Source organism: Salmonella sp. SAL00653, assembly GCF_046552515.1.
Classification (GTDB): Bacteria; Pseudomonadota; Gammaproteobacteria; order Enterobacterales; family Enterobacteriaceae; genus Salmonella; species Salmonella enterica.
Genome location: NZ_JBGDTY010000001.1, coordinates 76,137 through 96,467 on the forward strand (window position 1 = coordinate 76,137; position 20,331 = coordinate 96,467).

The window sequence follows — 20,331 nt, forward strand, 5'->3', positions numbered from 1 at the left end:
ATCAGAAGTTAATTAACTAATCTTAAACGAAGTCGGAAGCAAGAAAAGATAGGTCATTGATATACGTGGACGACACGGCAAAAAACGTGACGTGGGCATAGCATTACAAAATACGTTATGCCGAGTGTTAAGGCTTAACCCAGCTTAAAAGGAAGAGGTATGAAATCGGGCCGTTTTATTGGCGTTATGTCCGGAACCAGCCTTGATGGCTTGGATGTTGTATTGGCGGCAATTGATGAAACCATGGTTGCGCAACAGGCAAGTCTCACCTGGCCCATTCCCGTTCATCTGAAAAAAGGCATTCTCGATATTTGCCAGGGACAGCCGCTTACGCTCTCGCAACTCGGCCAGCTTGATACCCAGTTAGGCCGGCTTTTTGCACAGGCGGTTAATGCGCTGTTAGCGCAACAACGTTTGCAGCCGCGGGATATCGTCGCCATTGGTTGTCATGGGCAAACGGTCTGGCATGAACCGACCGGCGAGGCCCCGCATACGCTGCAAATTGGCGATAATAATCACATCGTCGCCCATACGGGGATTACAGTGGTCGGCGATTTTCGGCGGCGGGATATTGCGCTGGGCGGACAAGGCGCGCCGTTGGTGCCTGCTTTCCATCACGCGCTGTTGGGACATCCGACGGAAAAACGTATGGTCCTGAATATCGGCGGCATCGCCAATTTATCTCTGCTTTTCCCCGGACAGGCGGTGCGCGGGTACGACACGGGGCCGGGTAATATGTTGATGGATGCGTGGATTTGGCGACAATGCGCGCAGCCCTACGACAAAGACGCGGCATGGGCGAAAGAAGGTCAGGTTATTCTTCCATTGCTGCAAAAGATGTTGCGCGATCCGTACTTTGCTGCGTCGGCACCCAAAAGTACAGGACGCGAATATTTCAACTATGGCTGGTTAGAGCGTCATCTTACGGCTTTCCCTGGCGCAGACGCGCGCGATGTACAGGCCACGTTGGCGGAGCTGACGGCGGTCTCCATCGCCCAACAGGTGCTGCTCAATGGCGGCTGCGAGCGGCTGATGGTCTGTGGCGGCGGAAGCCGGAATCCGTTAGTGATGGCCCGTCTGGCGGCGCTGTTGCCCGGTATCGAGGTTTCGACCACCGATAAGGCGGGGATCAGCGGCGATGATATGGAAGCGCTGGCCTTTGCATGGCTTGCCTGGCGAACGCTCGCGGGCCTGCCGGGAAATTTGCCTTCCGTGACGGGTGCTACAGAAGCCAGTGTTTTAGGCGCTATTTACCCGGCTAACCCAATAACTCAGAGTTAACTGAATTTTTCCCGGCCCCTATATCGGTAAACTGGCAAGGTCAGGAAGGGGCGTTTGCCCTTCCAGAAGCAGGAGAGCTTTCGGGATATGCCTATGAAAAAGATCGCAATAATGTGTTTACCTGTGCTGCTGACCGGCTGTAGCGTTTATCAACAATTTGTTGAACGTATGCAAACGGATACGCTGGAATATCAGTGTGATGAGAAGCCGCTTACCGTTAAAGTCAATAACCCGCGTGAAGAGGTCAGTTTTGTTTATGACAATAAGCTGCTGACCCTGAAGCAAGGAATCTCGGCCTCGGGCGCGCGTTATACCGACGGGATTTATGTTTTCTGGTCGCAAGGCGAGAGCGCCACGGTCTATAAACGAGACAGAATTGTGCTTAATAACTGTCAGTTACAAAATCCGAAGCGTTGAGATTTTCAGTATGGGGGCGCACAATAGCGCCACCCACTGATTATTTCTGATCAACGCCATGTCTGATAACGACCAATTGCAGCAGATCGCGCATCTGCGCCGTGAATACACGAAAGGCGGCTTGCGTCGCCGCGATTTACCCGCTGAACCGTTAACCTTATTTGAGCGCTGGCTTGGGCAAGCGTGCGACGCCAGACTGGCCGATCCAACGGCAATGGTCGTGGCGACCGTAGATGACAAGGGTCAACCGTACCAGCGTATTGTGTTGCTCAAGCATTATGATGAAAAAGGCCTAGTCTTTTATACCAACCTGGGAAGCCGCAAGGCGCATCAAATTGAGCACAATCCGCGTATCAGCCTGTTATTTCCCTGGCATATGCTTGAACGCCAGGTGATGGTGACAGGCAAAGCCGAGCGTCTCTCCACACTTGAGGTGGTGAGGTATTTCCACAGCCGTCCGCGCGACAGCCAGATCGGCGCATGGGTCTCTAAACAATCCAGCCGGATTTCCGCGCGCGGTATCCTCGAAAGCAAATTCCTGGAGCTCAAGCAGAAGTTTCAACAGGGCGAAGTGCCGCTACCCAGCTTCTGGGGCGGTTTTCGCGTGAGTATTGAACAGATGGAGTTCTGGCAGGGCGGCGAACATCGTCTGCACGATCGCTTTTTATACCAACGCGACGACGGCGCATGGAAAATCGACCGTCTTGCGCCCTAAAGATGCAAAAATCTTGTTTTAAGCACTGGTGCGGATGAATCCGCCGTTTTATGCTATGTCTCTTTCGCGTCTGGCGAAAAGTCGTGTACCGGCAAAGGTGCAGTCGTTTTATACATGGAGATTTTGATGGCAAGCAGTAACTTGATTAAACAATTGCAAGAGCGGGGGCTGGTAGCCCAGGTGACGGACGAAGACGCGTTGGCAGAGCGACTGGCGCAAGGCCCGATCGCGCTCTATTGCGGCTTCGATCCTACCGCTGACAGCTTGCATTTGGGGCATCTGGTTCCATTGTTATGCCTGAAACGCTTCCAGCAGGCAGGGCACAAACCTGTTGCGCTGGTAGGCGGCGCGACCGGTCTGATTGGCGACCCGAGCTTCAAAGCCGCCGAGCGTAAACTGAACACTGAAGAGACCGTTCAGGAGTGGGTGGCGAAAATTCGTAAACAGGTTGCCCCATTCCTGGACTTTGATTGCGGCGAAAACTCCGCCATCGCGGCCAATAACTATGACTGGTTCGGCAGCATGAATGTGCTGACTTTCCTGCGCGATATCGGTAAACATTTTTCCGTTAATCAGATGATCAACAAAGAAGCGGTGAAGCAGCGTCTGAACCGTGACGATCAGGGTATCTCTTTCACGGAGTTCTCTTATAACCTGCTACAGGGGTACGACTTCGCTTGTCTGAATAAACTGCACGGCGTTGCCTTACAGATTGGCGGTTCTGACCAGTGGGGGAACATCACTTCCGGTATCGACCTGACCCGTCGCCTGCACCAGAATCAGGTATTTGGTTTGACCGTTCCGCTGATCACCAAAGCTGACGGCACGAAATTCGGTAAAACCGAAGGCGGCGCTGTCTGGCTGGATCCGAAGAAAACCAGTCCGTACAAATTCTACCAGTTCTGGATTAACACCGCAGATGCCGATGTTTATCGCTTCCTGAAATTCTTCACTTTTATGGACATTGAAGAGATCAATGCCCTGGAAGAAGAAGATAAAAACAGCGGTAAAGCGCCGCGCGCGCAGTATGTGCTGGCCGAGCAGGTGACGCGCCTGGTTCATGGCGAGGAGGGGCTGGTCGCGGCGAAACGGATCACTGAATGCCTGTTCAGCGGTTCACTGAGCGCGCTGAGCGAAGCTGACTTTGAGCAGTTGGCGCAGGACGGCGTACCGATGGTTGAAATGGAAAAAGGCGCCGACCTGATGCAGGCGCTGGTAGACGCCGAACTCCAGCCGTCGCGTGGTCAGGCGCGTAAGACTATCGCCTCCAACGCTGTCACTATCAATGGTGAAAAACAATCCGATCCTGAATACATCTTTAACGATGAGGACCGTCTGTTTGGCCGCTATACCTTATTACGTCGCGGCAAAAAGAACTATTGTCTGATTTGCTGGAAATAAGGCATTAAGTAACAGGGAGTGAGAAATCACTCCCTTATTTTTGATGTTCAGGTAAAAAAATGAAGAATATCCTCGCTATCCAGTCCCATGTTGTTTTCGGACATGCGGGCAACAGCGCCGCCGAATTTCCCATGCGCCGTCTTGGCGCGAATGTTTGGCCTCTGAATACCGTTCAGTTTTCTAACCACACGCAATATGGTAAATGGACCGGCTGTGTCATGCCGCCCAGCCATCTGACTGAGATTGTCCAGGGGATTGCGGACATTGGCCAGTTAGCGCACTGCGACGCCGTACTTAGCGGTTACCTAGGATCTGCCGAGCAGGGAGAACACATTCTCGGTATTGTGCGCCAGGTTAAAGCGGCAAATCCGCAGGCAAAATATTTCTGCGATCCCGTGATGGGGCATCCGGAAAAGGGCTGTATCGTGGCGCCTGGCGTCGCAGAGTTCCATGTGCGTTATGCGCTACCCGCCAGCGATATTATCGCGCCTAACCTGATTGAACTGGAAATTCTCAGCAAACATAGCGTGAATAATGTGGATGACGCCGTGCAGGCGGCGCGTGAACTGATTGCTCAGGGGCCAGAAATTGTACTGGTAAAACATCTCGCCCGCGCCGGTTACAGTTCAGAACGCTTTGAAATGCTGCTGGTGACAGCGCAGGAAGCCTGGCATATTAGCCGTCCGCTGGTGGATTTCGGTTCACGTCAGCCGGTTGGCGTTGGCGATGTCACCAGTGGTTTATTGCTGGTCAAACTTTTGCAGGGCGCGACGTTGCAGCAGGCGCTGGAGCACGTTACGGCGGCAGTCTATGAGATTATGATCGCCACCAAAACGATGCAGGAGTACGAACTGCAGGTCGTGGCGGCCCAGGACAGGATCGCTAACCCTGAACATTACTTCAGCGCAACGCGGCTGTAATTATTGCTGCTAAAAAGAGGCCGGATGGCGGTACAGCGAGCTATCCGGCAACATGACATTAATTCAGTCCTTCCGCTTTAAGCGCTGCCGCAACGGTCGGTCTTTTTGCGACACGCTGCATATAACTTTCAATATGCGTTAACCCGTCCATATTCAGTTTTACGCCATAGGCCCAACGCAATACGGTAAACAGATAAGCGTCTGCAATGGTAAAACGCTGGCCGCAAATCCACTGGTCGTCTGAAAGCGACTCATCCACATACTGCAATTTCTTTTCCAGACCGGCGCGAACGGCGGGTTTGAGTGTTTCCGGCGTGTCAGGGCGGAACAGCGGGGTAAAGCCTTTATGCAGTTCCGTTGCAATATAGTTGAGCCATTCCAGCGTATGATAGCGAGCAAGTCTACTTACCGGCGCCAGAAGCTGGCGGTCGGGAACGCTGTCGGCGAGGTACTGCATAATGGCGACGCCTTCAGTCAACAGTGTACCGTCATCCAGCAGCAGAGCCGGAACCTGTCCTTTAGGGTTGACTGCCAGGTAATCATCACCGTTTTCCAGGCGTTTTTTTGCGAGATCGACGCCATCAAGCGTAAAGTCTTTGCCAATTTCGCGCAGGGTAATATGGGAAGCAAGAGAGCAGGCACCCGGTTTGTAGAACAGTTTCACCGGTAACTCCTTTTTGCTGAGGTTTAAAGTATGGTAGTGCGGGGACGAGCAAAAAAAAAGCCGCTAACGTACAGTTAGCGGCCTGAATGTTGTTTCCCGGAAAATTAAACTGTAGCGGCTTTAGAGCCTTTTTCAGCGGTATCATCGTCCTGGGTCATACGGTTCAGCTTAGGCGCTGTCAGCAGCATCAGGACGGCGATAACGGCGGTTGCTATGCCAATCTGCATAAATACGCGACCATAGACTTCCAGGGACATCAGTGGGTCAGTCACGTCGCTCGGCACAGCCATCAGGTTGGCGACATAGCCGCCGATGATGTTAGCGCCTGCCGTTGTCAGGAACCAGCTGCCCATGATGAAGCCCATCAGACGCTGCGGAACCAACTGTGCGACCATTGCCAGTCCCAGACCGGAGATCATCAGCTCACCGATACTTTGCAGGCCGTAGCTTGCGATCAGCCAGTTTACGGATACGATGCCGGCATCGTTCGCAAATTTGGCGCCCAGCGGCAGAATCAGGAACGCGCCGGAACACAGCACCATACCAATGGCGAATTTCATCGGCATCGGCAGCGTATCGCCCATCCTGTTATAGATAGCGGCCAGAATCGGGCTGCCGATAATGATCCAGAATGGGTTCAGCGCCTGATACTGTTCCGGTTCGAACGCGATACCGAGAATAGAGTGCTCGACGTTACGAATGGCAAAGAAGTTCAGCGACGTCGGCATCTGGCTGTACAGTACGAAGAAGATAATCGCCTGCAGCATCAAAATAAAGGCGACGATCATTTTACGGCGAGCCGCGCCGTGCATGGAAAACGCTTCTTTACCGAAGATAATGACGATGCCAAGAGCGATTACGCCCAGCACCATACGCGCGATATCCTGGTTGTGCAGCAGCCAGGTGGCGACCGCAATCAGAACGACAATACCCACGATTGTCAGCAGCAGATTACGGAAGTTGATCGGTTCAAAGTCGGGTTTGGAACCGTAGCTTTTCACCCAGCGCTGGCAGAAAGCAAAGTTAACGACGGTTATCAGCATACCGACGACGCTAAGCGCAAACGCGGTGCTCCAGCCATAACGCGCCGCCAGCCACGGCGTCGCCAGCATAGAGAAGAAGGAGCCGATGTTGACGGACATATAATACATCGTAAATGCGCCGTCGAGACGCGGATCGTCCTTCGCGTAACAGGTAGACAGCAGGGAAGACGGGTTAGCTTTAAACAGACCGTTACCCACAGCGATAGCCGCCATGCCCATATAGACGATGCCAGCGTCATGACCAGACCATGCGACCAGCGCATAACCGATAGCCAGCACCACGGCACCCAGCATAATAACGCGTTTGGTGCCCAGAATTTTATCACCTAACCAACCGCCAATGGCGACCAGGCCGTACACCAGCGCACTGAAGGAAGAGAAAAGGGTGATGGAATCCGCTTCTGACATACCCAGTTGTTTTACCAGGTAGACGGCCATAATGCCTTGCAGGCCGTAATAACCAAAACGCTCCCATAACTCTATCGAGAAGATGAGATAGAACGCCTTCGGTTGTTTGAAAGCGTTCAAACTGACGCTTTCAGTTGGTTTTTTGTTTGCAGTAGACACTTTTACCTCTTTTTTACGCCCCGTATTAACAGGGATTGTCTGGCGCGTGATGAGTCAGACTCATCCGTCCGATTGTTATATTGGAGGGGAAACGGCAGGTAATGTTCACTATCTTTCCTCTCCAGACAAGAGCTTTGTAATAATCTGTTACATATAACTCTTCTGGTTGAATCGTCCGATGTCAGAAATGTTATCCAGCGTTAAATTTCTTCATTTGAAGAATGGCAGATTTTTACACTGCAAAAAGGCCATTAGTTTGGGTGAAAGGCGATATCTTCTGCTATTTAAGGTGAAAGGCAGTGATATAGGCCATTATCTGAAAAAATGGCAGAGTAATGTTTTGTAGTGAAAACGGGGCGTCAGTCTATCCGGTTGTAAATGTAACCTTAGATGTCATTAAATTTCACATGAAGTTATCAAAGTGATCCTGATCACGGATAGATAGAATTTTTTGCGATTAAAAAATGATTAACCTGACGTGGAGTGAAAACGAAAGCACATTACATCAGAAAAAGGACAGAGACTGGAATGATTGATGGCTAAAATAGATCCAGGCCGAAGGTGGGAGCGCGCTGGCGTGACGGACGCACTCCGACCATATCAAATATCGACTTTTTCTTTGTATTCGCAAAGATCTTCAATGAGGCAGGAGCCGCAGCGGGGTTTTTGGGCGATACAGGTATAGCGGCCATGCAAAATTAACCAGTGATGGCAGTCCACTTTGAACTCATTCGGCACCACTTTCAGCAACTTCTCTTCTACCTGCTCGACATTTTTACCCGGCGCGAATTGTGTTCGGTTGCATACACGAAATATATGCGTATCAACGGCGATGGTCGGCCAGCCGAAGGCGGTATTTAGCACCACGTTAGCGGTTTTACGCCCCACGCCGGGAAGCGCTTCCAGCGCCGCCCGATCCTCCGGCACTTCGCCATTATGCTTGTCCAGTAAAATACGGCAGGTCTTAATCACGTTTTCCGCTTTACTGTTAAATAAACCGATGGTTTTGATATAGGATTTCACGCCTTCTACGCCCAGTTCCAGCATCGCGGCTGGTGTATTGGCGACCGGGTAAAGTTTGGCGGTAGCCTTGTTCACGCTGACGTCGGTTGCCTGCGCGGAAAGCAACACGGCAATCAGCAACTCAAATGGCGACGTGAAATTGAGTTCCGTTGTGGGGTGCGGGTTGCTGTCGCGCAGGCGCGTCAGAATTTCCAGCCTTTTTGCTTTGTTCATCAGACTTTCCCTGTTTCACCTGCCGGAACTGCGGAAGGCGCGGTTTCGGCGCGGCGTTTCTTCATTTTTTCATCAATAAGATATTTTACCGCCAGCATGAGTCCCAGACCGATAAACGCGCCTGGCGGCAGCATCGCCAGCAGGAAAGGCGAGTCGGTGTGAAATATCTCGACCCGTAATACTTTTGCCCAGCCTCCCAGCAGGCTATCCGCGCCATCGAAAAGCGTACCATTCCCGAGGATCTCGCGCAGTGAGCCCAGCACGAACATCGCGCCTGTCGCGCCCATGCCGATAGAAAAACCGTCCAACGCGGAAAGCCACGGTCCTTTTTTCGCGGCAAACGCTTCGGCGCGACCAACAACAATGCAGTTCGTTACAATCAGCGGAATAAAAATCCCTAAAGACTGATACAAACCGAACGCATACGCATTGATCAGCATCTGTACTGCGCTTACCACCGAGGCAATGATCATAACGTAAATCGGGATACGGATTTCTGCCGGCGTCCAGCGACGTAGTGCGGACACCGTAAGGTTGGTCAGCGTTAATACCAGCGTTGTGGCCAGACCCAGCCCCAGAGCGTTGGTTGCCGTAGACGTCACCGCCAGTAGAGGGCACAGGCCAAGTAGCTGCACCAGAGCAGAGTTATTTTTCCATAACCCCTGAACAACAATGTCTTTTATTTCGCTCATGGCTATTCTCCACAGGCGGTTAAATGGGGGAGCTGAGCGGGCAGTGATTCGGCGTACAGCCCGGCGCGTTTAACCGCATTCACTACGGCGCGCGGCGTTATTGTCGCCCCGGTAAATTGATCAAAATCACCGCCATCTTTTTTCACCGCCCAGTGCGTATCATTTTCACCACTGATGGTTTTACCGCTAAAGTGGGTAATCCAGTCAGACAAACGGCGCTCAATTTTATCACCTAACCCTGGCGTCTCATGATGTTCCGTCACACGCGTCCCCAGGACGGTACCGTTGAAATCTGCGCCAACAATAAGCTGGATAGCGCCGGAATAGCCATCTGGCGCGGTAGCCTCAATGATGGCCGCTACGGGTTTATCATCCTTGCGAGCGATAAAAACACGGTGTGTGCCTTTGCCGAGGGCGGGCGCATCGACCAGATAACAGCTCTCTTGCAGATTATTATTGTAACGATCTGGCGGCAATACCTGATCGAACAGGGCATGTTGTTGTTGCAGCGCTTGTTCGTGGATGGTTGATTTTGTCATCTGATTAATCACCGCGGTCAATCCCGTAGAGCCTGCGGCAAAAAGCGCCAGCGTAATACCGTGTTTACGAATCGTTTTCAGCATGGTTTATCCTTTGCGATGTCCATAGACGCGGGGGCGCGTGTAGTAGTCGATCAGAGGAACCGTGATATTCGCCAACAGGACAGCAAAAGCAACGCCGTCCGGATAGCCGCCGAAGCTACGAATCAGCCACACTAATACCCCAGCCAGCGCGCCGAAAATTAAACGTCCACGGTTGGTCGTGGAGGCGGTAACCGGATCCGTTAAGATAAAAAATGCGCCCAGCATGGTGGCGCCTGACAGCAGATGAAGCTGCGGCGAGGCCAGCGTAGCGGGCGAGAAAAGCCAACCTAACGCGGCGCATAGCGCCAGCGTGAGCAGAAAACTGACCGGGATATGCCAGCGGATAGCTTTTTGCCACAGCAGGAATACGCCGCCGACAAGCCAGGCGAGGTTAACCCACTGCCAGCCCACGCCAGCCAGCGCGCCGCTGTATATCGGGTACTGCATGATTTGCTCAACGGAGTGCCCGGCGCGCAAGGACGTTTTAAACGTATCCAGCGGCGTCGCCTGGCTGATACCGTCAATACCGATACGTAGCAGCGTCATATCGCCGCCGCTGGCGGTATGCCCGGTAAAAATCATCCGCAACGTGTCCAGCATATCGGGCGTTGTTGCGGCTATTTCATAAGGCGGCAACCAGCTTGTCATTTGCACCGGAAAGGAAATTAATAGCACTACGTAACCGATCATGGCCGGATTAAAGGGGTTTTGTCCCAGCCCGCCATATAACTGTTTAGCGATAATAATGGCGAATCCGGTTCCCAGCACGACCATCCACCAAGGCGCAAGCGGAGGGATGCTGACCGCCAGCAAAAGCCCCGTCAATAACGCGGAATAATCCTGCAGGTGACTGGCGACCGATTGTTTGCGCAGCCTGAGGACAATGGCTTCCGCGACGAGCGCTGTGATAGCAGCCAGAACGATCTGGAAAAGAGTTCCCCAACCAAAAAACCACGTCTGCGCGGCAATCCCCGGCAGAGCGGCGATTAATACCAGCAACATGATTCGCGATGTCTGGCGCTGGTTATGGGTATAAGGCGAGCTTGCGATTCTGAATACCATTTAATCCTCGTTAACAACCTGCTGCTGTGCTGCTTTTTTTGCCTGAACGCGGGCGATAGCCGCAGCAACCGCGGCTTTACGCGGGTCGGCCGGTTCGGCAGGTTCGCTTCCGGCCTGCTGCTCCTGCTTACGGGCTTTGGCGCGAGCGATGGCCGCTTCCACTGCGGCTTTGCGCGGATCGATCGGTTCGGCAGGTTCGCTTCCGGTCTGCTGCTCCTGCTTGCGGGCTTTGGCGCGGGCGATAGCCGCTTCCACCGCGGCTTTGCGCGGATCGATCGGTTCGGCAGGTTCGCTTCCGGTCTGCTGCTCCTGCTTACGGGCTTTGGCGCGGGCGATAGCCGCTTCCACCGCGGCTTTACGCGGATCGACCGCTTCGACCGGTTCGCTTCCGGCCTGCTGCTCCTGCTTACGGGCTTTGGCGCGGGCGATGGCTGCCTCCACCGCGGCTTTACGCGGATCGACCGGTTCGGCAGGTTCGCTTCCGGCCTGCTGCTCCTGCTTACGGGCTTTGGCGCGGGCGATGGCTGCCTCCACTGCAGCTTTACTCGGGTCGTCGCCGGGTATCGCGCTGTCAGCCATCGGATGAGCGGCTTGTTTAGCGCGCGCTTGCGCTTTACGCGCTTCACGGGCCGCGATGACGGCGCTATTGTCTGGCTGACTACCCGCCTGAATAACCACCGGTTGCGTGGCCTGCGCCTGTTTCTCTTTTACCCGCGCCAGCGCAGCGGCAATGGCATCCTGATCTTTTGCCGCTGGTTGTACCGCTGCGCTCTTATGACGTGCAAGGCGGGCGGCTTTTTCGCGCTCCAGTCTTGCCTGACGAGCCTCAAAACGCGCTTTGGCTTCGGCGGCGCGTTTTTCTTCAAGCCTGATCGCATTAATCTCCGCTTTTTCCTGACGGAAATATTGGACGAGCGGAATATTACTCGGGCAGACCCAGGCGCAGGCGCCGCATTCTATACAATCAGCAATATGGTGAGCGGTAGCCTTGTCATGCTGCTGCCCTTTGCTGAACCAATAAAGCTGCTGCGGTAAAAGGTCGGCAGGGCAGGCGTCAGCGCAAGCGCTGCAACGAATACAGCTTTTCTCTTCCTGAGGCGCCCCCATTTCAGCCACGGATGGCGCCAGCAGGCAGTTGGTGATTTTTACGACCGGTACGTCAAGCCAGGGAAGGGTGAATCCCATCAACGGGCCGCCCATGATGACCATCTGGTCAGCAGAAGGGCAGAACCCGGCATCGTTAAGCAAATGACGAACGGGAGTGCCGAGCCGTGCCCAGACGTTACCCGGTCGGCTTACCGCTTCACCCGTTAAGGTGACAACGCGTTCTGTGATCGGTTCGCCGTCAACCACGGCGCGTTTCACGGCATAAGCCGTACCGACGTTTTGCATCAGCACGCCAATATCAGAGGAGCGCCCGCCGTGGGGAACCTGTTTTTCCGTCAATATTTGGGTAAGCTGTTTTGCGCCGCCGGAAGGGTATTTGGTTGGGATAACACGTAACGAAATGTCGTGAGCGTCAGCCAGTACGGCGCGCAGCATGGAAATAGCCTGCGGTTTATTATCTTCAATGCCGATTAATACCTCACGCGGTTGCAGAATATGCGCCAGGATGCGAATACCTTCCACAATCTGCGCGGCGCAGTCCTGCATCAGACGATCGTCCGCCGTAATGTAAGGTTCGCACTCTGCGGCATTGATAATAAGCGTGGTGATTTTATCGCCGCCGCCCTGCAATTTAACGCCGGTGGGAAACCCTGCGCCGCCAAGCCCGGCAACGCCATACTGATGAATGCGTTCAATGAGCGCTTCACGGCTGTGGGCGCGGTAATCAGACCAGCCCTCGCGTTCAATCCAGCGGTCCTCGCCGTCGGCATCAATGATGACGCTTAACTCCGCCAGCGCCGAAGGATGTGCCGTCGAGTGGGGGGCAATAGCGATAACCGTCCCGGAGGTGGGCGCGTGTACCGGCAGCATTCTCCCACGTCCACGGGTAAGCGCCTGGCCGCGTAGCACGCGATCGCCGACGCTAACGCACAGCTCGCCCTCAGCGCCAATGTGCTGTTTTAAGGGGATAACGAAGCGCGGCGCTAAAGGCACCTGGCGCAGCGGCGTGCCGTTTGACTGGGTCTTCATTTCGGGCGGATGAATACCACCGTCGAAATCCCAGATTTTATCTTTTCTGAAAGCGGAAAATAGTTTAAGCATGTTGTTCCACGGGAATGATGCGAACGGGAATGGTGTTCAAATCCCATTTCCAACTGTCGGGCGTCTCATTCACCGGACGTAATTCGATGCAGTGCGTCGGACACGGATCGACGCACAGATTACAGCCAGTACAGAGATCGCTCATGACCGTGTGCATGGCGCGCGTTGCGCCAACGATGGCGTCAACCGGGCAGGCCTGAATACATTTTGTGCAGCCAATGCAGTTATTTTCATCAATAACTGCCAGCATACGTACTGGCGCGGCCTGCTGTTCTTCACCATCGCATGGCTGCGGCTCTACGTTTAGCAGCTCTGCCATTTTCAGCATGACGGCTTCGCCGCCGGGCGCGCAACGATTGATTTTCTCGCCCTGGAGACCCACGGCTTCAGCGTAGGGGCGACAGCCGGGATAGCCGCACTGACCACACTGGCTCTGCGGCAAAATCGCATCGATTTTTTCAACAACCGGATCATCTTCAACCGCGAATCGGCGGGAGGCATAACCCAGAATGGCGCCGAACACCAGGCCCAGAAGGGTCAGGGCGCCAACGGCAATCCAGATAGTATTCATTACAACTTCACCAAACCACTAAAGCCCATAAAGGCCAAAGACATTAATCCTGCGGTAATCAATGCTATCGCGTTACCACGAAAAGGGGCGGGCACATCCGCCACGGCAAGGCGTTCGCGGATGGCGGCGAACAGAACCATCACTAATGAAAAACCGACGGCGGCGGAAAATCCGTACAGCGCCGACTGAAGAAAGTGATGACCGAGATTAATATTCAGTAACGCTACGCCCAGAACCGCACAGTTAGTGGTAATCAGTGGTAAGAAGATGCCTAACAAGCGGTATAACGCCGGGCTGGTTTTCCGCACAACCATTTCGGTAAATTGCACGACCACAGCAATGACGAGGATAAAGGCCAGCGTCCGCAGATAAATCAGATCCAGCGGAATAAGTATCCAGGTGTCGATAAGCCAGGCGCATATCGACGCCAGCGTCATGACAAAGGTCGTCGCGAGACCCATCCCCATGGCGGTTTCCAGTTTTTTGGATACGCCCATAAAGGGACAAAGGCCCAGGAATTTGACCAGTACAAAGTTATTGACCAGTACAGTTCCGACAAAGAGCAGCAGGTAATCAGTCATGTTTCGGCCTGAAATAAAAAAGCCGCCTATTATCTGTCAAACTACCACAGGCGACAACAGGTTAACTGTAGGGTTATTACGGATTAACAAACGTTGTTTTGACGCGTGCTGAACGTTTGAGATAAGGCACAATGAGCGCCGTCGCCAACAGTGGGAAGAGTAACTGACGCACGGCAAAGGCATCTGAGACGGGCGAAAAGGCAAATGCTTTAACCGCCAGTAACACCGACACCAGCAGCCAGATAATGTAATGCTTCGGCACGCAGCGTCTGCGCTTGAAGAATGCGATCGTCAACCACAGGGTATAGTACCACATGGCGATAGCGGTAATAAATGAAATGCCCCATAGCAGTAAATTACCGGTTTCCTGTCCGCTAAGCGTCTTGAACGTTTGCGGTGTGGCAAGCGCCATAACGTAGAGTAATAACGCCAGCGAGGCGCTCAACAACGCGACTAACAGCCAGGCTAACGGGCCAAGAAGCCAGCCTCCAATTCGTTGTGGCGGTGTTGTAGTCATATCTTCTCCGGGGTTACGCGCATTAACGGTCATGCCGCTCATTTTGGGGCAAATATTATAAGGTTTTTGATGTTAAACGCTACTTTCTTTATTGCACATAGCGCCAGACGGATTGCGGAACCTGACCTACATCAAACAGGCGTCCTCCGGAAACCAGTTCGGCACGGCGGTGATCTGCAGCGCGATACATATTAACAATGTCCATGTCATCAGTAAGGGTATAGTTAAGGTGGTCGAACAGTTTTTCCAGACTTTCGAGCGAACTAATTTTGCGGAATTTTAATAGATAATCCTGAACAGTCATATAAAGTTGATCCATATTAAATATAATGCCAACGGAGTAGTCACTGATAAAAAATAAACAAAACCGCACCAGTGAGAGGTCAGGGGTGCAGGTAAAAAGGAAATATTCTTACCGGTAAAGAGTCAGGCGCCACATGGCGCCTAGGGCGAAAGGTTAACGCGCTTTCCTACAACAGGCAATAAACGTCAGACCAGATAGGACATATTTCGTTTTTTTTGCCGGTTTTTGACTTTTCTTTGCACCCCCCGGGGCGCCGCTTACCGTACCACGCGAAAATGCCTTTACATTATCTGACGCTTACTTCTTCTGGACGGAAGCCGTGGGCTCTGGTGGTTGGTAATTGTCAATATGGTTGGCAATACCTAAAAGAATGACTGAGATAACGAGAACTATCCACCCAGTTAATTCAATAAGACGATTCATTATTGACGACATTTGCTTTGATTTATCCATAAACACAGGGGGTAAATGTTACTTTCCTGGCGAACGGTCGGCAAGAGGGAGGGAAACGATTTCAGCCTCTGTTCTGTAACAAGTTAATCATTTGATGCTACGTTGATGGTCAGGACGCTATTGCGGCTAATCGCACGATGGTGTGGAATAGCGATATCTAAAACCGGAGGCAGTGAGATGAATGACAAAATCCGCGTTGGGTTAATCGGTTATGGCTACGCCAGTAAAACCTTTCATGCGCCCTTAATTATGGGAACGCCAGGGCTAGAGCTTGCGGCGGTATCCAGCAGCGATGAAACAAAAGTGAAAGCAGATTGGCCGGCGGTTTCCGTGGTCTCTGAGCCCCGACATTTATTTAACGATCCGCATATCGACCTTATCGTGATCCCGACGCCCAACGATACCCATTTCCCGCTGGCGAAAGCTGCGCTGGAAGCCGGTAAACATGTGGTGGTTGATAAACCCTTTACCGTGACACTGTCACAGGCGCGAGAATTGGATGCGCTTGCGCGGAGCACTGGCCGGGTACTTTCCGTCTTCCACAACCGACGCTGGGACAGCGATTTTTTGACGCTGAAAGCCTTGCTGGCGGATGGCGTGCTCGGCGAGGTGTCCTTGTTTGAATCCCACTTTGATCGCTTCCGTCCCCAGGTGCGCGACCGCTGGCGCGAGCAAGGCGGGCCGGGAAGTGGTATCTGGTACGATCTGGCGCCGCACTTGTTGGATCAGGCCATTCAGCTTTTTGGCCTGCCGGTCAGCATGACGGTGGATTTAGCGCAACTGCGTCCGGGCGCGCAATCTACAGATTATTTCCACGCGATTTTATCCTACCCCCAGCGCCGCGTGATTTTGCACGGTACGATGCTGGCCGCGGCGGAATCCGCGCGATACATCGTTCATGGTTCGCGCGGTAGCTATGTAAAATATGGCCTCGATCCCCAGGAAGAACGGTTAAAAAACGGCGAGCGTTTACCGCAGGAAGACTGGGGATATGACATGCGTGACGGTGTATTGACCCTGGTTGAGGGAGAGACGCGCAAAGAAGAGAACTGGCTTACGTTGCCGGGTAACTATCCGGCATATTATGCCGCCATCCGCGATGCGTTAAACGGTAACGGTGAAAATCCCGTGCCGGCAAGCCAGGCGATTCAAATTATGGAGTTGATTGAACTGGGCATGGAATCGGCAAAACATCGCGCGACGCTGTGTCTTGCCTGAGATGTCGCATTTCTCCGCCTGGGATAGCATTAAACCGCAGGCGGAGAGAGGGCGTTAGCATCAATAAAGCAATTTTACGCCGCGGCCACTTTTTCGCGCAGCGCACGTTTTTCGCCATCGCTCAGAAAGGCGATTTCCAGACCGTTAATCTGCGCCTGGCGAATCTGTTCGCGGCTCAATCCTGCCGCTGGCGCGGCGACGTGATATTCATGGATAATATCTACGCCCTGAACAGCCGGATCGTCCGTATTAAGACTGGCGAGAACGCCATGCTCAAGGAAGGTTTTGAGCGGATGATCTGCCAGCGATGCGACGGTACTGGTCTGAATATTCGAGGTCAGACAGGATTCAATACCGATACGCTGCTGTGCAAGAAAATCCATTAACGCGCGATCTTCGACAGCTTTTACGCCATGTCCGATACGTTCGGCCCCCAGTTCGCGAATCGCCTGCCAGATACTTTCCGGCCCTGCGGCTTCGCCTGCGTGAACGGTAATATGCCAGCCCGCATCGCGCGCCCGATTAAAGTGTGACAAAAACAGACTGCCGGGAAAGCCCAGCTCATCACCGGCTAAATCCAGCGCGGTGATTTTCTCTCTGTGCGCCAGCAGCGCATCAAGCTCCTGTAAACATGCCGCCTCGCCGAAGGTACGGCTCATAATGCCAATGAGTCGCGCCTCGACGCCAAACGTGTTACAGCCGTCGCGTACGCCGTCGATAACGGCTTCAACCACGCCTGCGATCGGTAACTGATGCGCCATCGCCATATAGCCGGGCGAAAAGCGAAGCTCGACGTAATGCAGGCCGTTACGTGCGGCATCTTCAATATTTTCAAAGGCCACACGGCGGCAGGCGTCAAGCGATGCCAGGACTTTTACCCCCCAATCGAGCTTAGTGAGAAAGCTCACTAAATCGGGTTCGGTTGAGGTGACTTGGACATGCGGAATCAGCGCTTCCAGCGTTTTGGCGGGAAGGGCGATGTTGAACTGCCGACCAAGATCCAGAATTGTTTGGGCGCGAATGTTGCCATCAAGGTGGCGGTGGATGTCAGTCAAAGGAAGCGTAATATCAATCATGGGCGCACTCAATTTTTAATAAAAGTGCGCACCATTATACTACAGATTGATAATGCTCTGGAAATTTTGCAAAAACGGAGTCATTACGTTGCAACTTCGCGAGAGCGCGGGAGAAATTTTGTATCATTCTCTTTAACGCGCCCCCGGTCAGCTCACGGGGGCGTCTCTGTTATCGCCTCTCAGGATAAAGGGTCAACCCCCCGCCTGTAGACAGTATCAGCGAACGGTGCGGATAGCGTTAATCAATCCGTTGACGCCTTTTTCAAGTTTCAGGCGAGGGCATCCGGCATTCAGACGCACAAATCCCCGGCCTTCGGCGCCATAGGTATCGCCGGGCATAATGGCGACTTTCTCCTGATGAATGAGCGTGTGCTGTAATTTTTGATCGTCAATGCCGAGTGGACGGAGATCAATCCATGCCAGATAGGTCGATGGCGGCGCTTGCCAGTTCAACGTCGGAAAGGCGCCATTCAGCGCCTGCTCAATATAGCGCATATTAGCCGCCAGCGAGGCGCGTAACGCATCCAGCCACGGCGCGCCGTGCTGATACGCGGCAATATGCGCCGTGAGTGAGAGCACCGCTGGCGAAGAAGAGCGCAGGCCGACGCACAAGGTATTCCGGTGGTGTTTGCGTCACGCGCCAGCTATCTTGATGATGCGGATACCGTTCGGCCTGACAACATGCAGGCGGCGCAGCTCCTGACGGAGTACCTTATTCGTCAGGGCCATCAGCGCATCGCCTGGCTGGGAGGACAAAGCGCATCTTTAACCCGCGCGGAGCGCGTGGGCGGCTATTGCGCGACGTTGTTAAAATACGGTCTACCGTTTCACAGCGAGTGGGTCGTGGAATGCGCTTCCAGTCAGAAACAGGCAGCAGAAAGCATTACCGCGCTGTTGCGATACAATCCGACCATTAGCGCTGTCGTTTGTTACAACGAAACCATTGCGATGGGGGCGTGGTTTGGACTGCTGAGAGCCGGACGACAGAGTGGCGAGAGCGGTGTCGATCGTTATTTCGAGCTGCAGGTGTCGCTGGCGGCGTTTGCTGATGTGGCGGAGAACGCCCTCGACGACCTGCCGATTATCTGGGCCAGTACGCCGGCGCGAGAAATAGGCTATACCCTGGCCGAACGAATATTGCAGCGTATTGCTCACGACGAGCACCATGTGCGGAGTCAAACGATAGCCGCTCGCCTGGTAACGCAAAAGTAGAGGCTGCGCGTCGTTCGGCGCAGACCGGGTGCAGCGTCGCGACACCCGGCAAGGCGATTATTGTTGAGGCAGCGCCGGAACGTCCGGTACGGAAAGCGCCGGCATTCCAAACAGGCCGACAAAGTCTTCCAACGGCATTTTTTGTCCGTTGAGCGTGATCTGGCCATTGGTGTACTGCAAACTGGAGGCGATAGTATTATCCTTCAGCGTTGTCAGTCGGAACATCTGACCCATTGCGGACAGCCCCTGCACCTGCTGTTTTGCCAGTTTTTCCGCATCATCCTGCTGATAGCCTTCCAGTTTTGCTATCTGCGTCATAAACTCGACCGCCATGTCCATTGGAATTGCCAGTTTCGCATCCAGCGATTTCACGGAGCGGTCGACTTCCTGCGCCAGCGTTTGCGGTTGTGCCGTTGTGGTTGCCGGATCTTTGAGGAACAGCGACAGATTCAGCGTGGTTTCCCCTTTGGCGTTTTTCCAGCTAAGCGGCGCTAGGGTCAGAACCGGATCGCCTTTTAACAGCACGGGGAGAGCGCTAAAGAACGCTTCAGTGACTTTTTGCTGATAAAGCTCAGGATTCTGCGCCACGTCCGGCTGATTCAGCAGCGCCTGCGTTTGCGCATGATATTGCTGACTAAACTGGTGCCAGGCTTCGCCGTCGATTTGACCGACTTTCAGCGTTAATTTACCGCTGCCTAAATCCTGATTCTGCACTTTCAGGCTGTTAAGCGAGTAATCCAACTGGCTGTTAATGGTTTTTCCGTCGTTGACGAGATCGGACTTGCCGGCAATTTCCATCCCTTCCAGCACCGCCATCTCTGTACCCTCAATGGCGATGGACAGTTTATCCAGCGTTAACTTTTGGTCGCCCACACGTTCGCCAAAGCTTGCCAGTTTACTGGTACCGTCGGTTTTCAAATTATTAAAGGTGAGTTGGACCTTCTGATTATATTCGTTAACGGCATCGACCAGGCCGCTCTGCGCTTCGCCCGACAGCGAAACCACATTACCGTCTTTATCGGCGTTAAGCTGGAACTCGCCGCCGCTAAAGGCGACCTTTTCACCGGCATTCTCGTAGTTTAACGGCTTGAGAGAGATATCGGAGCGGGTATCGCCGCCATAACCAATGCGGGTATTGATAACAAAGGGCGTGTCGCCTTTCGCGATATCAAAGAGGGGTTTTGCCGCATCGTTATTCACCAGCGTGGTTTTTACCGACGCCATAGAAGGGATCAGATTGAGCGTTTTGAGCTGGGCGAGCGGGAAGGGGCCATGTGAAACGGACTCGTCCAGCACAATGCTTTGCCCGGGCTTCAACCAGGTATTGTCTGCGCCTGCAACCGGTTTGACAACCAGTTGCAGATGGCTACTGAACACGCCACGCTGGTAGTTTTGATAACTTAATTCGACACCGGCCTCCGGCGCAGTACGCTTGAGCTGTTCATTGGCCTGAGTCACCATTTCTGCAAGATGGTTCTCCAGCTTTTTCCCCGTATACCAGGCGCCGCCTGTCCAGACGATGCCAAGTGCAATTACTATACCTGCAGCTACCAGTGTTTTTTTCATATCA

At 53.4% G+C, this 20,331-nt stretch carries 20 protein-coding genes and 2 pseudogenes; 7 read left to right on the plus strand and 15 right to left on the minus strand.

What is annotated here, in order from left to right:
• Positions 1-159: 159 nt before the first annotated feature.
• From anmK to pdxY, 5 genes are all read left to right on the plus strand, one after another.
• A complete protein-coding gene (gene anmK, locus ACLJRU_RS00430) occupies positions 160-1,281 on the plus strand; it encodes an anhydro-N-acetylmuramic acid kinase (protein WP_038393985.1) in 1,122 nt (373 codons plus the stop codon).
• Between the two features lie 87 nt (positions 1,282-1,368).
• Positions 1,369-1,698 (plus strand): C-type lysozyme inhibitor, encoded by a 330-nt coding sequence (gene mliC, locus ACLJRU_RS00435; protein WP_001132086.1) that lies wholly within the window; start codon positions 1,369-1,371, stop codon positions 1,696-1,698.
• Between the two features lie 58 nt (positions 1,699-1,756).
• Positions 1,757-2,413: a pyridoxamine 5'-phosphate oxidase gene (gene pdxH, locus ACLJRU_RS00440; protein WP_001282334.1), complete on the plus strand. Its 657-nt coding sequence runs from the start codon at positions 1,757-1,759 to the stop codon at positions 2,411-2,413.
• Between the two features lie 126 nt (positions 2,414-2,539).
• Positions 2,540-3,814: a tyrosine--tRNA ligase gene (gene tyrS, locus ACLJRU_RS00445; RefSeq protein ID WP_000168626.1), complete on the plus strand. Its 1,275-nt coding sequence runs from the start codon at positions 2,540-2,542 to the stop codon at positions 3,812-3,814.
• A 59-nt stretch (positions 3,815-3,873) separates the two neighbouring features.
• Positions 3,874-4,734 (plus strand): pyridoxal kinase PdxY, encoded by an 861-nt coding sequence (pdxY, locus tag ACLJRU_RS00450; RefSeq protein WP_000789732.1) that lies wholly within the window; start codon positions 3,874-3,876, stop codon positions 4,732-4,734.
• A gap of 58 nt (positions 4,735-4,792) precedes the next feature.
• On the opposite strand, the gene gstA is transcribed toward pdxY, so the two are convergent.
• The 12 genes from gstA to blr all read right to left on the minus strand — a co-directional run bounded on the left by gstA (position 4,793) and on the right by blr (position 15,225).
• Positions 4,793-5,398 (minus strand): glutathione transferase GstA, encoded by a 606-nt coding sequence (gstA, locus tag ACLJRU_RS00455; RefSeq protein WP_038393986.1) that lies wholly within the window; start codon positions 5,396-5,398, stop codon positions 4,793-4,795.
• Between the two features lie 104 nt (positions 5,399-5,502).
• A complete protein-coding gene (dtpA, locus tag ACLJRU_RS00460) occupies positions 5,503-7,008 on the minus strand; it encodes a dipeptide/tripeptide permease DtpA (RefSeq protein WP_000100911.1) in 1,506 nt (501 codons plus the stop codon).
• A 600-nt stretch (positions 7,009-7,608) separates the two neighbouring features.
• A complete protein-coding gene (gene nth / locus ACLJRU_RS00465) occupies positions 7,609-8,244 on the minus strand; it encodes an endonuclease III (protein WP_001539952.1) in 636 nt (211 codons plus the stop codon).
• Entirely contained in the window at positions 8,244-8,936 is a 693-nt protein-coding gene (locus ACLJRU_RS00470) for an electron transport complex subunit E (RefSeq protein WP_001289628.1), read from the minus strand. The genes nth and ACLJRU_RS00470 overlap by 1 nt, the downstream gene beginning before the upstream one ends.
• Before the next feature lie 2 nt (positions 8,937-8,938).
• A complete protein-coding gene (rsxG, locus tag ACLJRU_RS00475) occupies positions 8,939-9,559 on the minus strand; it encodes an electron transport complex subunit RsxG (RefSeq protein ID WP_000920822.1) in 621 nt (206 codons plus the stop codon).
• 3 nt (positions 9,560-9,562) lie between these two features.
• Positions 9,563-10,621 carry an electron transport complex subunit RsxD gene (rsxD, locus tag ACLJRU_RS00480; protein WP_000231891.1) on the minus strand — a complete coding sequence of 353 codons (1,059 nt, stop codon included), beginning with the start codon at positions 10,619-10,621 and terminating at the stop codon, positions 9,563-9,565.
• Entirely contained in the window at positions 10,622-12,829 is a 2,208-nt protein-coding gene (gene rsxC / locus ACLJRU_RS00485) for an electron transport complex subunit RsxC (protein WP_080165415.1), read from the minus strand.
• Positions 12,822-13,400 (minus strand): electron transport complex subunit RsxB, encoded by a 579-nt coding sequence (rsxB, locus tag ACLJRU_RS00490; RefSeq protein ID WP_001092600.1) that lies wholly within the window; start codon positions 13,398-13,400, stop codon positions 12,822-12,824. Before rsxB ends, rsxC begins: the two co-directional genes overlap by 8 nt.
• A complete protein-coding gene (gene rsxA / locus ACLJRU_RS00495) occupies positions 13,400-13,981 on the minus strand; it encodes an electron transport complex subunit RsxA (protein WP_000133179.1) in 582 nt (193 codons plus the stop codon). The genes rsxB and rsxA overlap by 1 nt, the downstream gene beginning before the upstream one ends.
• 76 nt (positions 13,982-14,057) lie before the next feature.
• Positions 14,058-14,498: a DUF2569 domain-containing protein gene (locus ACLJRU_RS00500; RefSeq protein WP_000214061.1), complete on the minus strand. Its 441-nt coding sequence runs from the start codon at positions 14,496-14,498 to the stop codon at positions 14,058-14,060.
• Between the two features lie 88 nt (positions 14,499-14,586).
• Positions 14,587-14,802 (minus strand): transcription modulator YdgT, encoded by a 216-nt coding sequence (ydgT, locus tag ACLJRU_RS00505; RefSeq protein ID WP_000217946.1) that lies wholly within the window; start codon positions 14,800-14,802, stop codon positions 14,587-14,589.
• Between the two features lie 297 nt (positions 14,803-15,099).
• On the minus strand, positions 15,100-15,225 hold the full coding sequence (blr, locus tag ACLJRU_RS00510) for a division septum protein Blr (RefSeq protein ID WP_001708800.1): 126 nt from the start codon (positions 15,223-15,225) through the stop codon (positions 15,100-15,102).
• Positions 15,226-15,432: 207 nt separating this feature from the next.
• Between blr and ACLJRU_RS00515 the strand changes: the two genes are divergently transcribed.
• On the plus strand, positions 15,433-16,473 hold the full coding sequence (locus ACLJRU_RS00515) for an oxidoreductase (RefSeq protein ID WP_000998242.1): 1,041 nt from the start codon (positions 15,433-15,435) through the stop codon (positions 16,471-16,473).
• Positions 16,474-16,547: 74 nt separating this feature from the next.
• On the opposite strand, the gene add is transcribed toward ACLJRU_RS00515, so the two are convergent.
• Positions 16,548-17,549 (minus strand): adenosine deaminase, encoded by a 1,002-nt coding sequence (add, locus tag ACLJRU_RS00520; RefSeq protein WP_000565555.1) that lies wholly within the window; start codon positions 17,547-17,549, stop codon positions 16,548-16,550.
• A gap of 216 nt (positions 17,550-17,765) precedes the next feature.
• A pseudogene (locus ACLJRU_RS00525) lies at positions 17,766-18,140 on the minus strand (aminotransferase class I/II-fold pyridoxal phosphate-dependent enzyme); the annotation flags it as partial.
• A gap of 18 nt (positions 18,141-18,158) precedes the next feature.
• On the opposite strand from ACLJRU_RS00525, the pseudogene malI reads away from it, so the two are divergent.
• Positions 18,159-18,761 (plus strand): annotated as a pseudogene (gene malI, locus ACLJRU_RS00530) (Mal regulon transcriptional regulator MalI); the annotation flags it as partial.
• A gap of 57 nt (positions 18,762-18,818) precedes the next feature.
• On the opposite strand, the gene ACLJRU_RS00535 reads toward malI, so the two are convergent.
• Positions 18,819-20,327 (minus strand): YdgA family protein, encoded by a 1,509-nt coding sequence (locus ACLJRU_RS00535; protein ID WP_001539972.1) that lies wholly within the window; start codon positions 20,325-20,327, stop codon positions 18,819-18,821.
• Positions 20,328-20,331: the final 4 nt, after the last annotated feature.